General features: G+C 62.5%; 18 protein-coding genes and 1 pseudogene. 17 read left to right on the top strand and 2 right to left on the bottom strand.

Annotation, left to right across the window (positions count from 1 at the left end; all coding sequences use genetic code 11):
• The first annotated feature begins 105 nt into the window (after window positions 1-105).
• The 17 genes and pseudogenes from ACTJKE_RS30080 to ACTJKE_RS30000 all read left to right on the top strand — a co-directional run bounded on the left by ACTJKE_RS30080 (window position 106) and on the right by ACTJKE_RS30000 (window position 20,663).
• Window positions 106-1,179 (top strand): LacI family DNA-binding transcriptional regulator, encoded by a 1,074-nt coding sequence (locus ACTJKE_RS30080; RefSeq protein WP_440693398.1) that lies wholly within the window; start codon window positions 106-108, stop codon window positions 1,177-1,179.
• Between the two features lie 19 nt (window positions 1,180-1,198).
• Window positions 1,199-1,945 carry a transporter substrate-binding domain-containing protein gene (locus tag ACTJKE_RS30075; RefSeq protein WP_057251726.1) on the top strand — a complete coding sequence of 249 codons (747 nt, stop codon included), beginning with the start codon at window positions 1,199-1,201 and terminating at the stop codon, window positions 1,943-1,945.
• An 80-nt stretch (window positions 1,946-2,025) separates the two neighbouring features.
• Window positions 2,026-3,681 (top strand): amino acid ABC transporter permease, encoded by a 1,656-nt coding sequence (locus tag ACTJKE_RS30070; RefSeq protein WP_113513131.1) that lies wholly within the window; start codon window positions 2,026-2,028, stop codon window positions 3,679-3,681.
• On the top strand, window positions 3,662-4,354 hold the full coding sequence (locus tag ACTJKE_RS30065) for an SDR family oxidoreductase (protein WP_113513129.1): 693 nt from the start codon (window positions 3,662-3,664) through the stop codon (window positions 4,352-4,354). Before ACTJKE_RS30070 ends, ACTJKE_RS30065 begins: the two co-directional genes overlap by 20 nt.
• Window positions 4,355-4,371: 17 nt before the next feature.
• Window positions 4,372-7,393 (top strand): annotated as a pseudogene (locus ACTJKE_RS30060) (aminotransferase class III-fold pyridoxal phosphate-dependent enzyme).
• A 196-nt stretch (window positions 7,394-7,589) separates the two neighbouring features.
• Window positions 7,590-8,738: a sn-glycerol-3-phosphate ABC transporter ATP-binding protein UgpC gene (locus tag ACTJKE_RS30055; protein WP_113513125.1), complete on the top strand. Its 1,149-nt coding sequence runs from the start codon at window positions 7,590-7,592 to the stop codon at window positions 8,736-8,738.
• A gap of 20 nt (window positions 8,739-8,758) precedes the next feature.
• A complete protein-coding gene (locus ACTJKE_RS30050; RefSeq protein WP_113513123.1) occupies window positions 8,759-9,988 on the top strand; it encodes an ABC transporter substrate-binding protein in 1,230 nt (409 codons plus the stop codon).
• A 19-nt stretch (window positions 9,989-10,007) separates the two neighbouring features.
• A complete protein-coding gene (locus ACTJKE_RS30045) occupies window positions 10,008-10,964 on the top strand; it encodes a carbohydrate ABC transporter permease (protein WP_058328115.1) in 957 nt (318 codons plus the stop codon).
• Window positions 10,957-11,769 carry a carbohydrate ABC transporter permease gene (locus ACTJKE_RS30040; protein ID WP_058328116.1) on the top strand — a complete coding sequence of 271 codons (813 nt, stop codon included), beginning with the start codon at window positions 10,957-10,959 and terminating at the stop codon, window positions 11,767-11,769. The genes ACTJKE_RS30045 and ACTJKE_RS30040 overlap by 8 nt, the downstream gene beginning before the upstream one ends.
• 4 nt (window positions 11,770-11,773) lie before the next feature.
• Complete coding sequence (locus tag ACTJKE_RS30035; RefSeq protein WP_440693396.1) at window positions 11,774-13,480, top strand: amylo-alpha-1,6-glucosidase; 1,707 nt, start codon at window positions 11,774-11,776, stop codon at window positions 13,478-13,480.
• A 29-nt stretch (window positions 13,481-13,509) separates the two neighbouring features.
• Window positions 13,510-14,544: a LacI family DNA-binding transcriptional regulator gene (locus ACTJKE_RS30030; protein ID WP_113513119.1), complete on the top strand. Its 1,035-nt coding sequence runs from the start codon at window positions 13,510-13,512 to the stop codon at window positions 14,542-14,544.
• Window positions 14,545-14,671: 127 nt separating this feature from the next.
• Window positions 14,672-16,684 carry a beta-galactosidase gene (locus ACTJKE_RS30025; protein ID WP_440638841.1) on the top strand — a complete coding sequence of 671 codons (2,013 nt, stop codon included), beginning with the start codon at window positions 14,672-14,674 and terminating at the stop codon, window positions 16,682-16,684.
• A 335-nt stretch (window positions 16,685-17,019) separates the two neighbouring features.
• A complete protein-coding gene (locus tag ACTJKE_RS30020) occupies window positions 17,020-17,769 on the top strand; it encodes a GntR family transcriptional regulator (RefSeq protein ID WP_058328119.1) in 750 nt (249 codons plus the stop codon).
• A 4-nt stretch (window positions 17,770-17,773) separates the two neighbouring features.
• The gene (locus tag ACTJKE_RS30015) at window positions 17,774-18,559 is read left to right on the top strand and encodes a transporter substrate-binding domain-containing protein (RefSeq protein ID WP_057251715.1); all 786 of its coding nucleotides are present in this window, start codon (window positions 17,774-17,776) and stop codon (window positions 18,557-18,559) included.
• A gap of 73 nt (window positions 18,560-18,632) precedes the next feature.
• Window positions 18,633-19,304, top strand: a complete 672-nt coding sequence (locus ACTJKE_RS30010; protein WP_057251714.1) for an amino acid ABC transporter permease — start codon at window positions 18,633-18,635, stop codon at window positions 19,302-19,304.
• Entirely contained in the window at window positions 19,301-19,960 is a 660-nt protein-coding gene (locus tag ACTJKE_RS30005) for an amino acid ABC transporter permease (protein ID WP_057251713.1), read from the top strand. Before ACTJKE_RS30010 ends, ACTJKE_RS30005 begins: the two co-directional genes overlap by 4 nt.
• Entirely contained in the window at window positions 19,938-20,663 is a 726-nt protein-coding gene (locus tag ACTJKE_RS30000) for an amino acid ABC transporter ATP-binding protein (protein ID WP_057251712.1), read from the top strand. Before ACTJKE_RS30005 ends, ACTJKE_RS30000 begins: the two co-directional genes overlap by 23 nt.
• Window positions 20,664-20,708: 45 nt before the next feature.
• Here the strand turns inward: ACTJKE_RS30000 and pcaF are convergent, their stop codons facing one another.
• Entirely contained in the window at window positions 20,709-21,914 is a 1,206-nt protein-coding gene (pcaF, locus tag ACTJKE_RS29995; RefSeq protein ID WP_057251711.1) for a 3-oxoadipyl-CoA thiolase, read from the bottom strand.
• Window positions 21,914-22,696 (bottom strand): CoA-transferase subunit beta, encoded by a 783-nt coding sequence (locus tag ACTJKE_RS29990; RefSeq protein ID WP_113132220.1) that lies wholly within the window; start codon window positions 22,694-22,696, stop codon window positions 21,914-21,916. Before ACTJKE_RS29990 ends, pcaF begins: the two co-directional genes overlap by 1 nt.
• Window positions 22,697-22,698: the final 2 nt, after the last annotated feature.

The raw sequence follows: 22,698 nt of genomic DNA, 5'->3' as shown, positions 1-22,698 counted from the left end.
TGCATGCATATCATCCAAAATAAAAACGTTTTTATTTTTCTTGAAAACGTTTTTATTGGCTGCTACCTCTAATCTCCAGGAGAAGGCCGGGGCTTGGGAGGGTGCATGGCGACTGAGATCCACAGGGCGCGGCGCGCACCGACGCCAACGATAAAGACCTTGGCCGAGTTGACGGGCTATTCCATCGCCACGATCTCGAAGGCGCTGCGCGAATCTCCCGTGGTCGCCCCGGCGACAAGAGACATCATCTACAAGGCGGCACGCGAAGTCGGTTACCAGGCCAATGCGCGCGGCATGGCGCTTCGCACCGGCAAGAGTTTTCAAGCCGCCGTGCTGATGCCGGTCACCGCAGCGCGTGACTATGAGTGGGACGGCGTCGAATACACCCAGACCTTGAGCGGCATCAGCCAGGCGCTCGAAGGCACGGACTATCGGATGTCGGTGCATGTCATCCGCGACGCGGCCGATGGAGCCGAAGCCGCGCGCCGGATCGTCGATCAGGGGTTGGCCGACGGTCTGATTTTCTCCGGTATTCTCGCCGAAGACCCGCGCATCGATCTGCTCGTCGCCGAGCAGTTTCCCTTCGTCTCGATGGGGCGTTGCCGCAAGGATCTCTCTTACGCCCATGTCGATATTGACAACGAATGGGCGGCGTATGCGGCAACCGCGCGGTTGATCGCCGGTGGCCACCGGCGGATCGCGCTCGTCAATCCGGAGCGGCGGCTCTCCTACGCGATCGACAGGATCGATGGCTTTTCCAGGGCGTTCCGTGAGGCGGGCCTGGATGCGCCGGTGGAGTTGATCGCCGAGGGCGATCTTTCGACGCATTTCGGCCGACAGACAGTGATCGATTTCCAGCAGTTCGACGACGCCCCGACGGCGTTTGTTTGCATCAACGAATCCACCACGCTCGGTGTGCTCTCCGGGCTTGGCAGTCTCGGGCGCCAGGTCGGCGTCGATGTCGACGTCATTGCCTATGACGACATCAACGTCAGTGCCTATTTCACGCCGCCGATCACCACCTTTTACCAGCCGATCGAGGTGCTCGGACGCACACTCGGACAATTCCTGCTGCGCCTTATGGAGGGTGAGGACCCCACGGCGTTCTGGCAGGTCTTTAGGCCGACGTTGATCGCACGGCAGCCCGACAATCTCGGCGGCCGTCTGGTCCAAAGTTAATCATCCAAGGAGGAGAACCATGAAAAAACTGATGATTGCCCTGGCTGTAGCAGCCCTTGCTTCGAGCGTGTCTCACGCTGCCGATCTCGGCGGCAAACTGCTGAAGGTCGGCTCCGACACGACCTCGCCGCCGATGGAGAGCATCGATCCGGCGACCGGACAGGTCGTCGGCTTCGATGTCGATGTGGTCAACGCCGTCTGCGCCAAGATCAACTGCCAGGCCGAATTCGTCACGACCGGCTGGGACGGCATCTTCGCAGCCCTCGACCAGGGCAGCTTCGACCTCGTCGCGTCGGGTGTCTCGATCACCGAGGAACGCAAGAAGGCGATGGATTTTTCCGATCCCTACATCGTCAACAGCCAGGCGGTGCTGATGCGCGTTGAAGACCAGGGCATCACGCTCGACCGCTTCAAGGACGCCGGCAGAAAGCTGTCCGCCCAGGCGAACACGACAGATGCCCAGGTTGCCGAGGGTGTCGTCGGCAAGGAGAACGTCGCCGCCTACGATACCTTCAGCGCCGCGATCATCGCGCTCAAGAACAAGGACGTCGACGGCGTCGTCATCAACGGCGCCAATGCGGCCGCCTACGAACGCGAATTCGCCGGTGAGCTCGTCGTTGCGATCAAGGACCTCGAATCCGACCCGCTCGGTCTCGTCTTCCGCAAGGGCGATGAAAACGTCGCGGCCTTCAATGAGGGCCTGAAGATGATCAAGGACGACGGCACGCTCGACCAGCTCGTCAACAAATACTGGGGCCTCAAGTAAGCTCACAATGCCGATCGGACCCGGAGCGCGTGCTCGCGCTCCGGGTCTTCCGTCTGTCTACTATGCCCCCGGAGGAATGAATGTCGTTCCTGAGAAGCGTGCGTCCGAGCAATCTCATCATCCTGACCGCGCTGCCCTTCATCATCTATCTCTTCATTTCCTCCGGCGACTACCAGCGCTCGCTGCGGGCGATCCTCGGCGTCGAAAACGGCTCATCGGCCTTCGTGCCGGGCTTTCTGGCGCTGGCGATCGCGTTTGCGTCAGGGATCGCTTTGCTCGTTTTCTCGCGCGCCAAGGCGCCGCGTCCGCGACTGGCCAATGTCGCAGCCGTGCTCAATCTTGCCGCTGCGGCCGTCCTCGTCATCGGCCACAACATCCATCCCTTCGTCGCATCCGTCGTTGCCAACGGTGTCGATCCGTTCAAGTCGACACTGATCGCCAAGGGCGTGACGCCACGGCAATTGACCGAGGCGGCCGATCTGATGGTGCGTGGCGTCGAAGCGTGGTTGTTCCCATTTTATTTCGCGGTTACCGTGATCGGCCTCGGCCTTTTCTTCCTGAGCAAACGTTCAGGCTCAGCGCCTGACGACCGGGTGCGGCGCCTTGCCCGCTGGATCATTGGTCTGGTCAACGGCGCGGGCCTCGTGTTCGTCTTCTTCTTCGCCCACATCGCATTTGCCGCAGGCGTCGCGACCACCATCCGTGCGGCGATAGCGGCCTACATCCTGGCAGCGCTCATGGGCCTTGTCTGGGTCGGGTTGCTGCAACTCAGATCGACGGTCAGGACCAGCCTCTACTTCGCCATTGCTACGCTGGTGCTGGCGCTGGCCGCCGGCTGGTTCCTTCTGCAGCCACGCGATACCTACGTGCTCGCCGGCACGCTCGAGGGCAAGGTCGGCATCGTGACCAACACACCGGCGGGACTGATCAGCGCCGTGCGCTTCGGCCAGTATGACGGCGCGCCGCAGACTGAGACCCCGGTGCGTACCTTCGTCGGCCCGACCGAGGCGCTGGCCTCGATCGCCAAGGGCGAGGGCGTTTCGGCGGCACTGCTGCCGGCAGCTTCGGCTCCGGCCGATATGCCCGTGCTCTGGAAGACCGAAACGCTGAACGACCGCGATCGGGCGGCGGGCGTCACAGTCGCAGTGCTTGCGATCATCCTCGGCCTCTTGACCTTCGGCGGCTATCTGCATCAGCGCCATCCGCTGGCAATCGGATCGGAGTTCATCGTCGATACGATCCGCGGTATCCCCATGCTGGTGATCGTACTCTATGTCGGCCTGCCCTTGAGCGGCGCGCTCAAGGATGCGTCCCAAGGCGTGCTCGACCCGCCAAACCTGATGCGCGGCATCGTCGCGATGGCGCTTGCCTATTCGGCCTATCTCGCCGAAATCTTCCGCTCCGGCATCAACGCCATTCCGGTCGGCCAGGTCGAGGCGGCGCGCAGCATTGGCCTCAACCGCTGGCAGACGGCACGCCTCGTCGTGCTGCCGCAGGCCTTCCGCATCATCATTCCGCCGCTCGGCAACGAACTGATCGCCATCCTCAAGGACACGTCGCTGCTGTCGATCCTGTCGATCCGCGACATCACCCAACGCATGCGCGAGTTCCAGTCGGCGAGCTTCCTGCCGTTCGCGCCCTATAACTCGGCTGCAATCTTCTACATCTTCCTGACGCTGGCGGCGGCCAGCCTCGTCAACATGATCGAGCGGAAATATGACATCAAGCACCGCTAGGCGACCGACGGTCCTGATCACAGGCGCCTCCCGCGGGCTCGGCGCCGAATTGGCACGGATATATGCCGTGGACGGCTGGCGCGTTATCGCCTGCCAGCGGGGGGCACTTCCGACCGAAGGCGGTGCCGATCGACTGCCGCTCGATGTCGCCGATCCCCCTTCGATCGATGCTCTGGGGCAAGCGCTCCAGGGCGTGGCGATTGACGTGCTGATCAACAATGCGGGCGTGCGTGGTGATACGGGTGGTCTTTCCAGCCTCGAAACGGAAGACTTCCTGGAAGTGATGCGGGTCAACGCGCTGGCGCCGCTTCTGTTGACGCGGGCGCTTCATAGCAACCTCAAGGCCGGTGAGCGCCGGATCGTCGCCAATATCAGCAGCCGCGCCGGCTCACTTGCCGAGGGCACGCTCGACGACGATGACGGCGACTACGCCTATCGCTGCTCCAAGGCGGCGCTGAACATGGCGACGGTCAAGCTCGCGCAGGATCTGAGGGGCGACGGCATTTCGGTGCTGTCGCTGCACCCAGGCTGGGTGCAGACGGACATGGGCGGCAGCGACGCCGTCGTTTCGGTCGCGTCCAGTGCGGCCGGGCTGAAGGCGATCATCGACAGGGCAGATATGGCCGATAGCGGCAGTTTCCGCGCCTATGACGGGCGGCGGGTTTCGTGGTGACAGGACAGGCGGAGACAATGGCAGCGAGAGAGTTGAAGACCGAGCAGGAACTGGCGACGATCCGGGCGTGGCTGAGCGCCACTTACGGCATCGAGGCAAGCCTTTCGCCGCTGCCGGGCGAACATGATCTCAACTATCGGGTCTCGGCCGCCGATGGCCAGGAATACCTGCTGAAGCTGCACGCGGCCGGCGATGCGGACGAGCTCGACATGCAGGTGTCGGTGCTCGAGCACCTTGCCGCCAAGGCATCGGATCTGTCGGTTTCGCGCGCGTTGCGCGATCGTTCCGGCGCCGTCACCGGCAAGATCGAACTTCGCGGTCCGCGCACGGCGCGGCTCCTCTCCTGGCTTCCCGGCGACATCTGGGCCAAGGCGCCGGTGCGCAACGCCGCCAGTGCCGAGAGCCTCGGACGGTTGCTGGCTGGTCTTGATCGCAGCCTCGAAGGCTTCATGCACGCTGGCACCAAGCGGCTCTATGCTTGGGACATCGGCCGGGCCGACATGCATCGCAAACACTTGGAATTGATCGACGGCCCGGACAAGCGCGCGGCGGTCGACGCGATCCTTGATCATTTCGCTTTGGCTGTCCTGCCTCGCCTTGCGACCTGCCCGATGCAGGTCATTCACAACGACGCCAACGATTACAATGTGCTGCTCGACGGCCAAGGCCAGGTCAGTGGTCTGCTCGACTTCGGCGACATGGTCGAGACCTGGCGCGTTATCGAGATCGCCGTCGCTTCGGCCTATGCGCTGATCGGAGCAGCGGATCCGATCGGGACCATTGCAGCATTGGCCGGCGCCTATCACCAGGTCAATCGCTTGAGCGAAACCGAAGTCGAGCTGGTCTTCGATCTCGTCATGACCCGCTACGCCGTCAGCATGTGCATGGCGGCAAAACAGATCCGCGACAATCCTGAAAATACCTATCTGCTCGTCAGCCAGGAGGATGTCTGGCGCGAACTGAAGAGGCTCCAGAGCGAGAACCGGGNCCCGCATCCGCGATGCCTGCGGTTTGGCGCCGATTCCGCATGCGGCCGCGGTCGTCCGTTGGCTCGAGAAGAACGCGCACGATTTTGCGCCGATCGTTCGTCCTGACGTCGCCAAGCCGGAGGTCGCGGTCTTCGACTTCTCCGCATCCGGCCCGGAGGCCGCGCAATGGGCGAGCCCTGATGCAGCAGAAGCCGAAGCGCGCATAGCGGCGAGGATCGGCAGCGAGCGTGCGGCCTTCGGCATAGGTCTTTATGGCGAAGACCGGGGCATCTATCAGGGTGAGGCTTATCAGACGTCGGTCGAAGGCGCGCGTCGCTCCGTGCATCTCGGCGTCGATATCTTCGCGCCGGTGCACGAGCCGGTTTCGGCACCCTTTGCCGGCAAGGTCGCCTTCATTCACGATGACGCCGTCCCTTACGGCTTCGGCCCGACCGTGCTGCTCGAGCACGAGATCGATGGTGGTGTCTGCTTCTGGACGCTCTACGGCCACCTGTCGCGCGAAATCGTCGCCAAGCTCTCCGAGGGGCAGGCGATCGCCAAGGGCGAGGTCTTCGCCGCCTTCGGCGCGGCCGAGGAAAATGGCAACTGGGCGCCGCATCTGCATTTCCAGATCGTCACCGATCATCTCGGCCTCGGCGGACGCATGCATGGCGTCGGCGTGCGCGACCAGTGGCAGGTGTGGCGCGATGTGAGCCCGGACCCGAGCGTGGTGCTCGGCCTCTCCGTGCCGGTCTCGGTGATCGTGCCCCGCGACAATGAGTTTCTGGTGCGCGAACGTCATCGCCGCATCGGCCGGTCGCTCAGCATCGCCTATAGCGTAGCACCGCTGAAGATCGTCGGCGGCGAGGGCGCACACCTGATCGACGAGGAGGGCACGCGCTGGCTCGACATGGTCAACAATGTCTGCCACGTCGGCCATTGCCATCCCCGCGTCGTTAGGGCGGCGCAGGCGCAGATGCGGCGGCTCAACACCAATTCGCGCTACCTGCACGATTCGCTGGTCGAGTACTCCCGCCGGCTTGCCGCGCAGTTTCCGGATCCGCTCAACGTCTGCTTCTTCGTCAATTCCGGCAGCGAGGCGAACGATCTCGCCATCCGCTTGGCGCGTGCCTATACCGGCAACCGCGACATCATCACGGTCGACCATGCCTATCACGGCCACCTGTCGAGCCTGATCGACGTCAGCCCCTACAAGTTTGCCGGCAAGGGCGGGGAGGGGCAGCAGGCGCATGTGAAGGTCGCCGAGATGCCCGACCTCTATCGCGGGCGCTACCGTTACGGCGACGTCCATGCCGGCAGGAAGTATGCCGAGGACGTGCGCAGGCAGGTTGAGGCTCTCGCTGCAAACGGTCGTAGCCCGGCGCTGTTCTTCAGTGAAGGCATTCTCGGCACCGGCGGACAACTATCGCTGCCGGAGGGTTATCTGCGTGAGGCCTATGCGCATGTGCGCGCGGCAGGCGGACTCTGCCTTGCCGACGAAGTACAGGTCGGCTTCGGCCGCGTCGGCAGTCATATGTGGGCGCACGAGTTGCAGGGTGTTACGCCTGATATCGTCACAATGGGCAAGCCGATCGGTAACGGCCACCCGATGGCAGCCGTCGTCACCACGGAGGCGATTGCCGCCTCGTTCGCCAACGGCATGGAGTATTTCAACACCTTCGGCGGCAATCCGGTTTCGGCCGAAATCGGCCTTGCCGTGCTCGACGTCATCCGCGACGAGCGGCTGATGCACCATTGCCGGGTCGTCGGCGACCGGTTGATGGACGGTGCCCGAGTGCTCGCCGGAAAACATGCGATCATCGGCGACGTCAGAGGCTACGGTCTCTTCACCGGCATCGAGCTGGTGCGCGATCGCGAGACGCTGGAGCCGGCCGCGCGTGAGCTCGATTTCGTCATCGCCGAGATGAAGCGCGAGCACCGAATTCTGCTCAGCAGCGAGGGGCCGCACCACAATGTGCTGAAGGTAAAGCCGCCGGCACCGTTCAGCGTCGAGGATTGTGACCGCTTCCTCAATGCGCTCGACGAGACGCTCGGTCGTCTAACCGTCTGAGACAAAAGCCCAAAACGGCCGCCCTCCGAGCGGCCGTTTTGTTATTGCTCCTGGCCTTCAACAGCAAAATCGGACCCATGCGATTTTCCGCTTTACAAGAAAGTTAAACGTTTTTATCGTTCATATAAACGTTTAACTAGGCGCATAGCTCATGCCGTTGGCCTTTGCTAAGCGCTCCGCCGGCAGGGAGGGCCCGTTGGCAGCGATCCGTATCGAAAATTTGCGCAAAGGCTTTGGTTCGCTTGAAGTCTTGAAGGGTATCAACCTCGATATCGCCGACGGCGAGTTTGTCTGCTTCCTTGGCCCGTCGGGCTGCGGCAAGAGCACGCTCCTGCGCTCCATCGCCGGGCTCGAGGAGCTGGATAGTGGCTCCATCCGCCTCGGAGAGCGCGACATCACCGACGTTTCCTCGGCCAGGCGTGACATCGCCATGGTCTTCCAGAACTACGCGCTCTATCCGCACATGAATGTGCGCAAGAACTTGTCCTTCGGCCTGGCGCTGAACGGCATGAAGCGCGACGAGATCGACCGCCGCGTGAACAATGCGGCCGACATCCTGCGCATCAACGAATTGCTTGCCCGCAAGCCGCGTCAGCTTTCCGGCGGCCAGCGCCAGCGCGTGGCGATCGGTCGAGCGATCGTGCGCGAGCCGAAGCTCTTCCTGCTCGATGAGCCGCTGTCGAACCTCGATGCGGGCTTGCGCGTCACCATGCGCGTCGAGCTTGCAGCGCTGCATGAGCGCCTCGGCGTGACGATGATCTATGTGACCCACGACCAGGTGGAGGCGATGACGCTCTCCGATCGCGTCGTGGTCCTCGACAAGGGCAAGGTCAGCCAGTTCGGCACGCCGCTCGAGCTTTTCTACCAGCCGGCGAACCTGTTCGTCGCCGGCTTCATTGGCTCGCCAAAGATGAACTTCGTCGCCGCGAACCTGGTCCGCCAGGACCGTTCCGAATTGACGCTTTCGGGCGGTGGCCTGGTGCGGGACCTGACGCTCGAAACGCTGTCTTCGGCTGTCGTCACCAAGGACAAGCCAATCACCATCGGTATCCGGCCGGACAAGCTCGAGCTTGTTTCGCCCGAGGAAGCGCATCTGGTCGGCGAGGTTCGCCTGGTCGAGCGCCTCGGTACCGAAAGCCACGTCCATATCGGCCTTGAAAACGGTTCCGACATGACCGCGGTCGTGCGCGGCACGCACCCGGTTTCAAACCGCGAGCGCATCTATCTGCGCATCCCTGCCGAGCATTGCCATCTGTTCGATGTCGACGGCAAGGCGATTGCGCGGGCGCTCGATCCCGAGACGCAGATGCTGATCAATCAGGAAAAAAGCAAAAGGGTCGCGTGACCCGAATGAGGAGGAGAAGCATGCTCAACAGGAAGTCGATCATCGGCTCGCTGATGGTTCTGGCAATGGCCGGAACCGCCACGGCCCGCGCGGAAGAAGTGCTGCGCTTTGCGACCTGGGACACGGAGGAAAGCCTGGCGATCCAGCAGGAAATCGCCAAGAAGTTCGAGGAAAAGCACCCGGGCGTGAAGGTCCAGGTGGAGCCCTATGCGGATGGTTACGATCAGAAACTGATCGCCGCCTTCGGCGCCGGCAACCCGCCTGACGTGATGTATATGTGGAACTTTCCGCAATACTACACGTCGCTAGAGCCGCTCGACGACCTGATCGCCAAGGACGCGGCCGAGATCAAGCCGGACGATTTCCCGAAGGGCCTGATGAACACTGTTCGTGTCGAGGGCAAGACCTACGGCATGCCGTCGGGCTTCACCACCCAGGTGGTGTTCTACAACAAGGACATGTTCGCCAAGGCTGGCGTCGAGGAGCCGAAGGACGGCTGGACTTGGGACGACCTGCGCGCCAAGGCGGCCAAGTTCCGCGATGAGCCGAACAAGGTCTATGGCTTCGCCGTCGACGCCAAGCCGGACCCTTACGACTTCGAGCAGTTCCTCTGGTCTAACGGCACCAAGTACATCTCCGACGACGGCAAGCAGGTCGACGGCTACATGAACAGCGATGCGGCAGCGCAGGTGCTCGACATGTTCGGCGACATGGCCAAGAAGCAGGAAGCGATCACGCTGAACCTCGGTGACGACACGTCTGGTAGCACGCTCTTCAAGGGCGGCAAGATCGCCATGTTCCAGAGCGCCATGTGGTCGAAGTCCGGCATCGATGCTTCGGGCATCAAGTATGGCGTCGCGCCGCTGCCGAAGTTCGGCGACAAGACCGCCCATTCGGCGCTCGGCGTTTCGGCGATCTCGATCGCCAAGGACGCGGCGCATCCGGATCTCGCCTGGGAATTCGTCAAGTTCTTCTCTTCGCCCGAAGCCGTCGCCATGCGCGTCAACGACCTGCCGGTGCGCACCAGCGTTGCGGAAGAAAAGGGCATGACCAGGGACCCGATCTACAAGCCCTTCTTCGACATTCTCGCCACCTCGAACACCGAGACCCATGCGTTCCTAAAGAATGCCAACTGGGGCAAGGTCCAGGACAATCTCGCCCGCGCCATCGAAGCGACCATGATCGACCAGGGTAATGCCAAGCAGCATCTCGACGATGCGGTCAACCGCTCGAAGCGGCTGATGAAGTAAGAAAAGGGAGTACGGGGAGATGGATATGACCTATGCCGGTGCAGAGCCAAAGGTGGCAAGGCGCAAGCGCTCCGCCATCGCGCGCTATGCGGCGCCCTATCTGTTCATCTCCCCGTGGATCCTCGGGTTCCTGTTCTTCACGCTCGGCCCGCTCGTCTTCTCGCTGACGATGAGCTTCTACGACTGGCCTGTTGTCGGTGAGCGTACCTTCGTCGGGCTCGAAAACTACCGCTCCATGCTGTTCGAGGATCCGCAGTTCTGGGAAAGCCTCTGGATTACGGTGAAGTTTGCGGCGATCTACGTGCCGTTCAACATCGTCATGTCGTTCCTGCTGGCGCTGATGCTGCACCACATCACCTTTGCCAGCGGCTTCTTCCGCACCGCCTTCTACCTGCCGAGCGTCATTTCCGGCGTCGCGCTGGTGACGATCTGGAGCTGGATCTACAGCAGGGAATACGGCCTCTTAAACTTCATGCTGTCCTTCGTCGGCATCGAAGGGCCGAACTGGCTCGGCGATCCGAACCTTGCGATCGTCGCCATCATCATCGCCAGTCTCTGGGGCCTTGGCGGCACCATGCTGATCTTGCTTACCGGCCTCAAGGCGATCCCGAAGGAACTCTACGAGGCGGCGACCGTCTCCGGCGTTCCCGGCTGGGCGCAGATGGTGTTCATCACCCTGCCGATGCTCGGGCCGATGCTGCTCTTCACCTTCATCACCTCGATCATCTCGGCCTTCCAGCAGCTGACGATCGCGCTGCTATTGACCAAGGGCGGGCCGCTCGGCTCCACCTATTTCTTCGCCATGTACATCTACGACAACGCCTTCAAATATTTCGACATGGGCTACGCTGCCGCCGGCTCCTGGGTGATGTTCATCATCGTTCTGCTGCTCAGCCTTGGCGTCATGCGCTGGTCGGCCGCCTGGGTCTATTACGAAGGTGAAGTCCGCCAGAACGATGGAGACGGCCATGCGTAAGACGCTGCTCTATTCCGCGCTCATCCTGCTCTCGGCGCTGTTCATCGCGCCGTTCTATTGGACCTTCATGACGGCGATCAAAAGCAGCGCCGAGCTCTACCAGTTCCCGCCGGTCTTCTGGCCGTCCGAATGGCATTGGGGGAACTTTGCCGCCGCCTGGAACAAGCAGCCCTTCGGCACCTACCTCACCAATTCGCTGATCGTGGTGGTGCTGTCGACCGTCGGCCAACTCATCTCCTCCTCGCTGGTGGCCTATGGCTTCGCCCGCTTCCGTTTCCCCGGCCGCGACCCGTTGTTCATCCTGCTCTTGGCGACGATGATGATCCCGTGGGACGTGAAGATGATCCCGCTCTATATGGAGTTCAACCTGCTCGGCTGGATCAACACGCTGAAGCCCTTGATCGTGCCCGCCTATTTCGCCGACGCCTTCTTCGTCTTCCTGCTTCGCCAGTACATCATGACCGTGCCGATGGAGATCGACGAGGCCGCGCGCATGGATGGCGCCAACGCCTTCGACATCTACTGGCGCATCCATCTGCCGCTGATGATGCCGGCGCTGGTGCTGGTCGGCACCTTCCACTTCATGAACGCCTGGAACGACTATCTCGGCCCGTTGATCTTCCTCAACGATCAGTCGAAATACACGCTGACGCTCGGCCTCTCGATGTTCAAGGGCCTGCACGAGGTGGACGTGACGTCGATTGCCGCAATCACCGTCATCCTCTGCCTGCCGCCGCTCGCGCTCTTCTTCGTCGCCCAGCGCTACATCATGGATGGCGCGGTCGGATCGTCGGTGAAGGGATAAAGGCATGCTGTTCGATATCGACTACGTCCCCTTCAGCCGCAGGGGCCGGTTCCTGACGCTCTCGATGATGCGGGTGCCGGGCCGCGACGGCGAGCGTGCGCTCTATCTGCGCCATGTCGCCGGCGGCGACGAGCGGCGGTCCCTCGGTCGCCTCTGCCGTGTCGAATTCCTCGATGCGGCGGGCAAGACCGCGACGCCCGTGCTCGTGCTTTCGCCGGAACGGCTCGACGCCCGCATCGGCGAGGGGGAGGTCACCTTCGTCATCGGCGAAGGAGAGCGGCTGCACATCGCCGGCAAACGGGCCGGCGTGCGCTTCTATCTCGAAGGCTCGCGCTACGACTATGTCTACCGCACGCCGAACGGCGAGGATTGCCTCGTTGCCGCGGTTGAGAACGTCAAGTTCATCCCGCGCGCGATCACAGGCGACCTTAAGGTCACCGGTGCCTGGCAGCGCGACCATTCGGAGGACGTATCCTTTTCTTTCTCGGGCACCGATGCCTTCGAGGGCCATGTCGATTTCTTCCGCACGGTGCCGCCTGTTGATCGACCCGGCCGTTTCGCTGAGGCCCTTTCGGGTGCAACGGCCGATTTCGCCCAGTGGCACGCGCGCGTTCCGAAGGGCGTCGCAGGCCAGGACGAGGCACATCGCCTGGCGAGCTATCTGCTCTGGGCGAACGGCGTACCGACCGGCGGCGCGCTGACGCGGCCGACGATCTACATGTCGAAGAACCACATGATCAACATCTGGAGCTGGGACAACGCCTTTTCCGCCCTTGGCGTCGCCGCCTTCGATCAGGACCTTGCCTTCGATCAGTTGGCAGTAATCTTCGACCATCAGGACGCGTCCGGACTGCTGCCGGATTATATCAACGACCGCGACGTACTCTTCGCCTTCACCAAGCCGCCGGTGCATGGGTGGGCGGTGTCGCTGATCGCTGCCGCCGACCCGTCCTTCCTGACGGCAGAGCGCAAGCGTTACCTGCGCGACGCGATTGGCAAGCAGGTCGACTATTGGCTGACTTATGGGCGCAAGGATGCAGCGAGCCTGCCGTCCTACTTCCACGGCAACGACAGCGGCTGGGACAATGCCACCTTCTTTGCCGAAGGCGGCCCGGTAATCTCGCCGGATCTGCCCGTTTTTCTGATCCTTGCCTGCGAGGCGCTGGCGACCCTCTTGGAGGACGACGCGGGCCCTCAGGCGATGTGGCGGCAAAAGGCCGACGGTCTGCAGACCCTACTGTTCGAGCGGCTGTGGACCGGGGAGACCTTCGGTGCACGGCTTGCCGCGGATCCGGAGCGGATCCTGCCGGGAGACAACCTCATCCAGTTCATGCCGCTGCTCTTGGGTGCGCGACTGACTTCTGAGATGCGCAAGAAACTCGTGGCGCGGCTCGTGGCCGGCGGCTTCATCACGGAATGGGGCCCCGCCACCGAGAGCCCGCAGAGTTCGTATTACGAGGACGATGGCTATTGGCGCGGACCCATCTGGGCCCCGACTACCCTTCTCCTCTGGGACGGTCTTCGCCGGCAAGGGAAGATTGAACTTGCGCGCGATGTCGCGGAAAAGTTCTGTTCACTTGCCAGCAAAAGCGGTATGGCCGAAAACTTCGATGCGCGCTCGGGGAGGGGCCTTCGCGATCGGGCATTCGCCTGGACATCCGCAGTCTACCTTCAGCTGGCGGCATCGCTCAGCCGACCCAAATCATCGTGATCTAGCAACCCGTGACGAACAGAGACGCCATGCAGAGACCGACGATCAAGACCATCGCGCAGGAGACGGGGCTTTCCATCGCCACCGTGTCCAAGGCCCTGAAGCATTCGCCTCAGGTTCGCCCGGAAACGCGCGCGATCGTGATCGAGGCGGCCGAGCGCGTCGGCTACGAACTCAACATGCATGGCGTGCAGTTGCGCACCGGCAAGACCTACCAGGTTGCCGCGATCATGACCGCACCTGGCCCGAAGCAGAACGAGTGGGAAGGCGTCGAATACGCCCAGCTCTTGAGCGGCATTTCCTGGGCGCTTGAAGACAGCCCCTATCGCGTTTCGCTCTATGCCGTCCGAAATTTCGAGGAAAGCCAGGCGGTCATCAAGCAGATCGTGTCGCTGAAGAAGGCCGACGGCATCATCATCTCGGGCACGCGCGCCGACGATCCGCGCATCCGCACCATGCAGGCGGCGGACTTTCCCTTCGTCACCTACGGCACCAGCATCCACAACGCGCCACACGCCTATGTCGACGCCGACAATGAACAGATGATCCGGGTGTCGATGGCGCGGCTGGTCGAGCGCGGCCATCGCCGCATCGCGCTGCTCAATCCGCTTTCTGACTTGAGCTACGGCATCACCCGGCTCGAAGCCTACAAGCGTGCCCTTGAAGTCGCTGGCCTGCCCTATGATCCGGCCCTCGTCGCCCATGGCCGGCTGACGCCGGCCTTCGGCCGCGAGAACGTGCTCACGATGTCTGAACTCAGCAATGCGCCGACCGCCTATATCTGCGCCAACGAAGCCTCAGCGCTCGGCGCTTTCTCCGGCTTCCATGAGCGCGGTCTGGTGCATGGGCGTGATGCGGTGATCAATGCCACCGACGACCTCAATGTCAGCCAGTATTTCGCGCCGCCGATCACCACCTATTACCTGCCGATCAGTGAGCCGAGTAGCCTGCTCGGCGCCTATATTTTGAGGCGCATGGAAGGCGAACCGCCGGAGGCGCTGCAGACGCTCCTGATGCCTAACCTCATCGAGCGCTGCGACGATCGCTTGAACCCGAACCGTTGACGATTTTTTTGCCCGAACAGGGCGCCCTTTCATGCTCGTGGATATAAACGTTTATATCCACGACAAGCAGACAAAACCCGAGGCTGGAACCAACCGGCCGAATGAAATGACGAAGGACCGGACCCCCGTGCACATGCCCCTGACGAGATCGAACCGCTTCAACGCCAAAGAGCAGCAGACCGACATGCTGGAACTCGGCGTCTGCTACTATCCAGAGCAGTGGCCGCGCGCGAAGTGGGAGGAGGACGCGCGCCGCATGGTCGAGCTCGGGCTTGCCTGGGTGCGCATCGGTGAATTCGCCTGGGCGAAGATCGAGCCGAGGTCGGGTGAGTTCCATTGGGAATGGCTGGACGAGGCGATCGAAGTGCTCGGCAATGCCGGCCTCAAGGTGATCCTCGGCACGCCGACCGCCGCCCCGCCGAAGTGGCTGATCGATCGCTATCCGGATATCCTGCCCGTCGACGTCAAGGGCGTGGTGCGCAAGTTCGGTGCCCGCCGTCACTACTGCTTTTCCAGCCGCCGCTACCGCATCGAAGCGGCGCGCATCTCGCAAGCCATGGCCGAGCGCTACGGCAATAATGCCTTCGTGCACGCCTGGCAGACGGATAACGAATATGGCGACCACGACACGATCTACAGCTATTCCGACGAGGCGCTGCGCGCCTTCCGCGAATGGCTGGCTGAGCGCTACGGCACGGTCGAGGAACTGAACCGGGCTTGGGGCACGGCATTCTGGGCAATGAACTATCTGAGCTTCGACGAGGTCGAACTTCCCAACAATCTTGTGGAAGAGCCGAGCCCGACTCATATCGTCGACTATATCCGCTTCTCCTCCGACCAGGTGAAGAGCTTCAACAAGGCGCAGGTCGATATCATCCGCAAACACTCGCCGGGCCGTCCGGTGACGCACAATTTCATGTCGCAAAATACCGATTTCGATCACTACAAGGTCGGCGAGGACATCGATATCGCGTCGTGGGACGTCTATCCGATGGGTGGACTGCTCAACGGCCGTCTCTCCTCCGAAGACAAGGGCCGTTACCTCCGCGTCGGCGATCCGGATCAGCCGGCCTTCAACCACGATCTCTACCGCGCCGTCGGCAACGGTCGCGTCTGGGTGATGGAGCAGCAGCCGGGTCCGGTGAACTGGGCTTCGCACAACCAGTCGCCGGCCGACGGCATGGTCCGGCTCTGGACCTGGCTCGCCTATGCCCATGGCGTCGACATGGTTTCCTATTTCCGCTGGCGTCAGGTGCCGTTTGCGCAGGAACAGTTCCATGCCGGACTGCTCTTGCCGAACAGCGAGGCGGACCAGGGATATCTCGAAGTTGCGCAGGTCGCCGAGGAGATGAAGCGGCTGCCGAAGGGCGAGCGCCGCGAGAAGGCCAAGCTCGCGATCCTGCTCGACTATAATTCGCGCTGGGCGACCCGGGCGCTGCCGCAGGGCCGCACCTATCTGGCGTCGCAGATCGCGCTCGACTGGTACTCGACCGTCGCTCGCTTCGGCGTCGACGTCGACATCATCGGCCAGCACTCGGATCTCGAGGGCTACCAGTTGGTGCTGGCGCCCGACCTCGTAATTCCGGATCAGGCGTTCGTTCAGAACCTAGCCGCTTCCGGCGCCAAGGTTCTGTTCGGACCGCGCAGTGGAAGCAAGACCGAGGATATGCACATTCCCGAAGGCTTGCCGCCAGGGCCGCTCGCCTCGCTGATCGACGTCAGCGTCGCGCGCGTCGAGTCGCTTCCGGAGTTTCATGCCGAGAGCGTGCTTTACGGCAACGAGACTTACCCGGCTGGCGTCTGGCGCGAGACGGTCAGGACCAGAGAGAGCGTGCTTGCGACCTTCGAGGGTGACTACCGCAATGGTGCCCCGGCGCTAGTCGGCAACGACAAGGCGCGGTATCTGGCAACCGCGGCACGCGGTGAATTCTTGAGCAAGGTGATCGGCGATGCGCTTGGTTGGGCTTCGGTCGAGGCGCTCGCAGATCTCGGCGATCTGCGCATCACCCGTCGCGGCAAGCTTACCTTCGCCTTCAACTACGGCAAGACGGCCGTCGACGTGCCGGCAGCGGCCGGTGCGACCTTCCATGTCGGCGGCCGCAGGCTCGATCCGGTCGACGTCGCGATCTGGACGGAGTGATAGGGAAGCGGGCAACAGACCCGCTTTCCAACCGATCTCGCTCGTCACGCCGTGCATAGATCCGGGTGCGCGGTGTGGCGACGATGGCCTGTTTTGGCGCGAGACTCATGTCCGGTCGGCTTCGACCTGAGGATGCGATGAGTGGCAGCCAGCGCAGAGGAGAATGCTCGCTCCGACCGGACGTGGGTGGCGCGCCGATATCTGCTGCCTGAAAAACGGTGCCCAGAAAGCGAGCTGACTGCATCCGGATAGGCGAAAGATGAGAACGGATCTCCCGCAAGCCTTTGAAGACGCGGGTATATGAGACTGGCACAGGCTTTGCATTCCTGTCTTGTATGCAAGATAGAGCAGCACCGACGTTCCATAATCCGATCGAGAAGGCCATCGTCTCCGGCATCCTCTCGGGCCGCATAAAGCCCGGCACACGGCTCAGCGAGAACCAACTGGCCTCTCTCTTCGGCGTGTCGCGGACTCGTGTGCGCGAAGCGATGATGCGCCTCGAGACACGCTGCATCGTTCATGTCAGCCCGCGTAGAGGCTGGTTCGTCGCGGAACCGTCTGCCGAAGAGGCGACGATGGTCTACGGCGCGCGACGCGTCATCGAAGCTGGGCTGCTGCGCAGCATGCGGCGGCTGGCGGAGAGCGGCCGCGACAGGCTGCATGCCCACCTTGCCGAAGAGAAAGCGGCGATCGAAGCCGGCGATCGCCAGCGCCTCACCTGCCTGATGGGCGATTTCCATATTCGTGTGGCCGAATTGGCGGATAACGCCGTTCTCATCGAGATCCTTCGCGATCTCACGGCCAGAACCATTCTGATCTCGATGCTCTATCAGTCGGATTTTCACGCCGTGCAATCCCACCTCGGGCATTGCCGCATCGTCGAAGCGATGGAGCAAGGGGATTTTTCGAAAGCAGCCGCGCTTTCCGTCGAGCACCTGGACGAGGTGGAGACCGGGCTGGACCTGACGCAACACCCCGATCCCCTGGCCGACCTCCGGCGGTCGCTCGCGCTTCCTCCCCAGACCGTGACCCCGCCGTCAAGGACGTCACGCAGCAAAACACCGCGAACCCAAAAAGGAGAATGACCCAATGCTCGCAAGACGACTGTTCATAGCCATGGCGGCGATGGCCGCCACCATCGGCTTCGGCTCGGTTTCCCACGCCGACGCGCTTGGCGATATCACGTCCCGCGGCACGCTTCGCGTTGCCGTTCCCCAGGATTTTCCGCCTTTTGGTAGCGTTGGCACGGACATGGCGCCAATGGGCTATGACGTCGACATGGCCAATCTGATCGGCGACAAGCTCGGCGTGAAGGTCGAGCTGGTACCGGTCACTAGCGCGAACCGGATTCCCTATCTGCAGACAAACAAGGTCGACCTGGTGATTTCGAGCCTCGGCAAAAATCCAGATCGGGAAAAGGTCATCGATTTCTCCGCCGCCTATGCCCCCTTCTTCAATGGCGTGTTCGCGCCCGCGGAACTCGGGGTCACCAAGCCGGAGGAACTTACAGGCAAGGTCGTAGGCGTCACGCGCGGCGCGGTCGAAGACCTGGAACTGACCAAGATCGTGCCGGCCGATACCGTCATCAAGCGTTATGAAGACAACAACGGCACCATCTCTGCCTTCCTGTCCGGGCAGGTCGAGGCGGTTGCAACCGGCAACGTGGTGGCCGCTGCCATTCTCGCCAAGAACCCACCGAAGCGTCCGGAGCTGAAGTTCCTTATCAAGAACTCGCCCTGCTATATCGGGCTCAGCAAGGAGCAACCCGCCCTTCTCGAAAAGGTCAATGGCATCATCGCCGCCGCCAAGGCCGACGGCTCGCTGAACGCCATTGCGCAGAAGTGGCTCGGCACCGACCTGCCGACAGATCTCTGATCAACCGTCGCCGCGCCGTCTCGCCGCAGTGCGGGACGGCGCCACTGGATGTTCGTCAAACCAGGGGTGCATCTTGAATTACCATTTCGAATTTGGCTGGCTGCTCGAATATTATCCTCAGATTGGCAAAGGGATAGGCATCACCGCTGAACTGATCGCGGTTGGCGCAGTCGCCGGTATTTCGCTCGGAATCTGCTGCGCCTGGGTGAGGGCGCTTGGTCCGGCCTGGCTAAAGCCGGTGGTCGCAGCCTATGTCGAGCTGATCCGCAACACGCCATTCCTGATCCAGCTTTTCTTCGTCTTCTTCGGCCTCCCATCGTTGGGCCTGCAGCTCAGCGAATTGCAAGCCGCCAATATCGCCATGATCGTCAATCTCGGGGCCTATAGTTGCGAGATTATTCGAGCCGGCATTCAGGCGACGCCAAGGGGCCAGTTTGAAGCTGGCGCCAGTCTCGCCATGACTCGCTTCGAGACCTTTCGACATGTCATTCTGGTGCCGTCGCTTCAGCGCATCTGGCCCGCCCTGTCATCCCAAGTGGTCATCGTCATGCTCGGCTCCGCCGTCGTGTCGCAGATCGCTGCCGAAGACCTGACCTTCGCCGCCAACTTCATCCAGTCGAGAACTTTCCGCGCATTCGAGGCTTACATCGTTTCCACGATCATCTACCTCGCGTTGGCGATCTTGCTTCGCCAAGCGCTGGCGATCATCGGCGGGTTCATTTTCCCACGGAGGACCGCGCGATGATCGAGTTCACCCTTTGGGATATATTGCGCAACCTGCTGCTCGCAACTCGCTGGACGGTCGTCCTTTCGCTCGTCTCTTTCCTGGGCGGTGGCATCGTCGGGCTCGCTTTGCTTTTCCTGCGCATCAGCAAACGCAAATCGCTGCGATCGCTCGCCAAATATTACATTGAGCTGTTTCAGGGCACGCCGCTCCTGATGCAGCTCTTCATCGCCTTCTTCGGGCTCGGCCTATTTGGCATCGACGTACCGGCCTGGCTTGCTGCAGGATTGGCGCTGGTCCTCTGGACCGCGGCCTTCCTGGGCGAAATCTGGCGCGGTTGTGTCGAGGCGGTCGCCAAGGGGCAATGGGAGGCCTCCGCCAGCCTCGGCATGGGCTGGCTGCAACAGATGCGTTACGTCATCCTGCCGCAGGCGATGAAAGTCGCCGTTCCGCCGACCGTCGGCTTTTCGGTGCAGGTCATAAAGGGTACCGCGCTGACCTCGATCATCGGCTTTGTCGAACTGTCGAAGGCCGGCACTGTCGTCACCAACGCCACCTTCCAGCCCTTCACCGTCTACGGCCTCGTGGCCCTCATCTATTTCGCGCTCTGCTGGCCCCTGTCGAAGAGCAGCCAGATCCTCGAAAGGAAGCTCAATGTCGCTCATCGAAATCACTGAAGTCCGCAAGAGTTATGGCGCGACGGAAGTGTTGAAAGGCATCAATCTTGATGTCGCGTCAGGCGAAGTCATTGCCATCATTGGCAAGAGCGGTTCGGGTAAATCGACGCTGCTTCGCTGTATCAATGGCCTTGAGACGATCAACAGAGGCTCGATTTCAGTTGCGGGTGCGCAGCTCCTGGACGACGAGGTGCATCTGAAGGCGCTGCGGTTGAAGGTCGGAATGATCTTTCAACAGTTCAATCTTTTTCCTCATCAGACGGTCGGTGGCAACGTTATGCTGTCGCAGACGGTCGTGAAAAAGACGCCGAAGCCAGAGGCGGAGGCGATCGCCCGCAAGATGCTGGAGCGCGTCGGCCTCGCACACAAGTTCGACGCCTATCCCGACGAGCTTTCAGGCGGGCAGCAGCAGCGCGTGGCAATTGCACGCGCGCTTGCCATGCAGCCGATCGCGCTGCTTTGTGACGAGATCACCTCGGCGCTGGACCCGGAGCTGGTCTCGGAAGTCCTGGCGGTTGTGCGCGAACTTGCCGCCGAGGGCATGACGCTGCTAATGGTGACGCATGAGATGAAATTCGCACGCGACGTCTGCTCGCGGGTCGTGTTCATGCATCAGGGCCGTGTCCACGAAGTCGGGCCGCCGGAAGAGGTTTTCGCCCGTCCGCAGACACCGGAACTGAAACAGTTTCTCGGCCTTCATTGAGAGGCCGAGCCAACCGGGGTCCCGCGTCGCAGCTTGGCGCGGCGGCTAGACGCGCTCCAATGCCACCGCGATGCCCTGGCCGACGCCAATGCACATGGTGGACAGCGAATAGCGCCCGCCGGTTTCGTGCAACTCCAAGGCCGCCGTGCCGGTGATGCGCGCGCCGGACATGCCGAGCGGATGGCCGAGTGCGATGGCGCCGCCGTTGCGGTTGACGCGCGCATCGTCGTCGGCGATGCCGAGGTCGCGCAGCACGGCAAGGCCCTGCGACGCGAAGGCTTCGTTGAGTTCGATGACGTCGAACTGCGACTGCTTGAGGCCGAGGCGCGCCATCAGCTTCTTCGATGCGGGGGCCGGGCCCATGCCCATGATGCGCGGCGGTACGCCAGCGGTCGCGCCGCCCAGAATGCGAGCGATCGGCCGCAGCCCATATTTCTTCACTGCTGCTTCCGACGCGATGATCAGGGCGGTCGCGCCATCGTTGACGCCGGAGGCATTGCCGGCCGTCACCGTACCGCCTTCCTTCTTGAAAGGCGTGCCAAGCTTGGCGAGCGCCTCCATCGTCGTTGCGCGCGGGTGTTCGTCGCGGTCGACGACGACAGGCTCGCCCTTGCGCTGCGGGATCGTCACCGAGACGATCTCCTTTGCCAGCCGGCCATTGCCTTGAGCTGCAGCAGCCTTCGCCTGGCTGCGGACGGCAAAGGCGTCCTGGTCTTCGCGGCTAACGTGAAAATCCGCCGCGACGTTCTCGCCGGTCTCGGGCATGGAGTCGACGCCGTACTGCTTCTTCATGAGCGGGTTGACGAAACGCCAGCCGATCGTCGTGTCGTAGATCTCGGCGTTGCGCGAGAAGGCGGTATCCGCCTTCGGCATGACGAAGGGTGCGCGCGACATGCTCTCGACGCCGCCGGCGATCATCAACTCGGCTTCGCCCGACTTGATCGCCCGCGCTGCAGCGATCACCGCATCCATACCGGAACCGCAGAGCCGGTTGATCGTCGTGCCGGACACGCCGACCGGCAGGCCGGCGAGCAGCAACGACATGCGCGCGACGTTGCGGTTGTCCTCGCCCGCCTGGTTGGCGCAGCCAAAGATCACGTCATCGACCGCGTCCCAGTCGACATCGGTGTTGCGTTCGAGGAGTGCCTTGAGTGGGATCGCGCCGAGGTCGTCGGCTCGCACCGAGGAGAGTGAACCGCCGAAGCGGCCGATCGGGGTGCGGATGTAGTCGCAGATGAATGCCTCGGCCATTACGCAGCCTCCTTGTCGCCCTGATGCGCCTTCTTGGTGCGGGCATTGATGTCGCGAAGGGTTGTCAATTCCAGTTCCGTCGGCGCTGGCGTCTCGATCACATGCGCGGCGAACTTGATCGCCCAGCCGCAGTTCTCGACGATCTGCTCGCGGGTCACGCCCGGGTGGATCGAAACGACCGTCAGTTCTTTCGTCTCTGGATCCGGTTCCAGGATGCAAAGATCGGTGATGACGCGGGTCGGTCCCTTGGTCTTCATGCCCAGCCGCTCGCGCTGATCGCCGCCCTCGCCATGGCCCATGGAGGTGATGAACGGCAGCTTCTCGACGAAGCCGCGCTTCGACAGTGCCATGGTGATGAAGATGCGGCCGCAATTGGAAGCGATCTCCGGAGCGCCGCCGCCGCCGGGCAGCCGCACCTTCGGATGGTCATAGGGGCCGACGACCGTGGTATTGAGGTTGGCGAACCTGTCGATCTGGGCGCCGCCGAGGAAGCCGGTGGTGATGCGGCCGCCCTGCAGCCAGTAGCGGAACATCTCTGGCACCGAGACAGTGAAAAGTGCCGTGTCACAGAGTTCGCCGTCGCCGATCGAAAGCGGCAGCACGTCCGGCTTGGTTCCGACCGTACCGCTCTCGTAGATCAAGGTGATATCCGGCGCATGCGTCAGCCGCGCGACGTTGCAGGCGGCAGAAGGCGCGCCGATACCGACAAAGCAGACATCGTCATTGGAGAGCGCCCGCGCGGCGGCGATGGTCATCATTTCGGTGGGGGTGAAGTCGCTCATTC

It is taken from the genome of Ensifer sp. 22521, from assembly GCF_052044795.1.
Lineage (GTDB): Bacteria > Pseudomonadota > Alphaproteobacteria > Rhizobiales > Rhizobiaceae > Ensifer.
Note: the sequence above shows the minus strand (reverse complement) of the source record. Positions and strands in the feature narration are given on the sequence as shown.

Excerpts from the sequence above, each read along its gene's own strand:
- ACTJKE_RS30080 (WP_440693398.1), top strand. The coding sequence starts at position 106 with ATGGCGACTGAGATCCACAGGGCGCGGCGCGCACCGACGCCAACGATA.
- ACTJKE_RS30075 (WP_057251726.1), top strand. The coding sequence starts at position 1,199 with ATGAAAAAACTGATGATTGCCCTGGCTGTAGCAGCCCTTGCTTCGAGC.
- ACTJKE_RS30070 (WP_113513131.1), top strand. The coding sequence starts at position 2,026 with ATGTCGTTCCTGAGAAGCGTGCGTCCGAGCAATCTCATCATCCTGACC.
- ACTJKE_RS30065 (WP_113513129.1), top strand. The coding sequence starts at position 3,662 with ATGACATCAAGCACCGCTAGGCGACCGACGGTCCTGATCACAGGCGCC.
- ACTJKE_RS30050 (WP_113513123.1), top strand. The coding sequence starts at position 8,759 with ATGCTCAACAGGAAGTCGATCATCGGCTCGCTGATGGTTCTGGCAATG.
- ACTJKE_RS30045 (WP_058328115.1), top strand. The coding sequence starts at position 10,008 with ATGGATATGACCTATGCCGGTGCAGAGCCAAAGGTGGCAAGGCGCAAG.
- ACTJKE_RS30040 (WP_058328116.1), top strand. The coding sequence starts at position 10,957 with ATGCGTAAGACGCTGCTCTATTCCGCGCTCATCCTGCTCTCGGCGCTG.
- ACTJKE_RS30035 (WP_440693396.1), top strand. The coding sequence starts at position 11,774 with ATGCTGTTCGATATCGACTACGTCCCCTTCAGCCGCAGGGGCCGGTTC.
- ACTJKE_RS30030 (WP_113513119.1), top strand. The coding sequence starts at position 13,510 with ATGCAGAGACCGACGATCAAGACCATCGCGCAGGAGACGGGGCTTTCC.
- ACTJKE_RS30020 (WP_058328119.1), top strand. The coding sequence starts at position 17,020 with ATGCAAGATAGAGCAGCACCGACGTTCCATAATCCGATCGAGAAGGCC.
- ACTJKE_RS30015 (WP_057251715.1), top strand. The coding sequence starts at position 17,774 with ATGCTCGCAAGACGACTGTTCATAGCCATGGCGGCGATGGCCGCCACC.
- ACTJKE_RS30005 (WP_057251713.1), top strand. The coding sequence starts at position 19,301 with ATGATCGAGTTCACCCTTTGGGATATATTGCGCAACCTGCTGCTCGCA.
- ACTJKE_RS30000 (WP_057251712.1), top strand. The coding sequence starts at position 19,938 with ATGTCGCTCATCGAAATCACTGAAGTCCGCAAGAGTTATGGCGCGACG.
- pcaF (WP_057251711.1), bottom strand. The coding sequence starts at position 21,914 with ATGGCCGAGGCATTCATCTGCGACTACATCCGCACCCCGATCGGCCGC.
- ACTJKE_RS29990 (WP_113132220.1), bottom strand. The coding sequence starts at position 22,696 with ATGAGCGACTTCACCCCCACCGAAATGATGACCATCGCCGCCGCGCGG.